Raw genomic sequence first — 549 nt, 5'->3', positions numbered from 1 at the left:
GTTCAAATTTGAAGTCAAATTTGTAAATTTCGGCTTCAAATTTCACCAACCGAGACCCGCATCTTGAAAATGTAAATTTGAGTTTTTAAATTTGACGTATCGATTCAGGCTATTCTCTCTTTGCCTAAAATTTACGTTTATCAAATTTAACTTCGCTAGCGTCAAATTTGCCGCCGTCTGCAAACCAAGCCGCGCGAAATTTATAAATCTTATCTTAACGAAAATCAAGAATTTTTCAAATATTTTTCTATATAATTATGATACAAAAAATCAAAATTATCATAAAGGATACTAAATGAGATTAGCTATCAGCCTGGCTGCGGCTGCGACGGCGCTGCTCGCAAATGGCGCAAATCCTGACGTCATAAATCCGATAAAGGATTTTACGCCTCCGCCGCCATATACGCCAAACGTCGCTCAAAGCGCGTTTCCGGAAAATCAATTTGACCGCGCGCCAAGGGATGATTATTTTTTCGTGACGGATTTGCTCGATAATTCGATGGATAAATTTCACGTCGCGGGCGGATTTTACGGCAGGACGTTTTACGG

Annotated in this window: 1 protein-coding gene and 1 pseudogene; one reads left to right on the top strand and one right to left on the bottom strand. The window is 39.7% G+C overall.

Annotated features, from left to right (window positions below):
- Nucleotides 1–42: 42 nt before the first annotated feature.
- Nucleotides 43–183 carry a hypothetical protein gene (locus H740_RS11665; RefSeq protein WP_156318389.1) on the bottom strand — a complete coding sequence of 47 codons (141 nt, stop codon included), beginning with the start codon at nucleotides 181–183 and terminating at the stop codon, nucleotides 43–45.
- Between the two features lie 112 nt (nucleotides 184–295).
- On the opposite strand from H740_RS11665, the pseudogene H740_RS03380 reads away from it, so the two are divergent.
- Nucleotides 296–549, top strand: a pseudogene (locus tag H740_RS03380) (TonB-dependent receptor); the annotation flags it as partial.

Origin of the sequence: Campylobacter showae CC57C (assembly GCF_000344295.2) — a bacterium.
In the GTDB taxonomy this organism is placed as follows: Bacteria; Campylobacterota; Campylobacteria; order Campylobacterales; family Campylobacteraceae; genus Campylobacter_A; species Campylobacter_A showae_B.
This window is presented reverse-complemented; position numbering and strand designations above follow the sequence as displayed.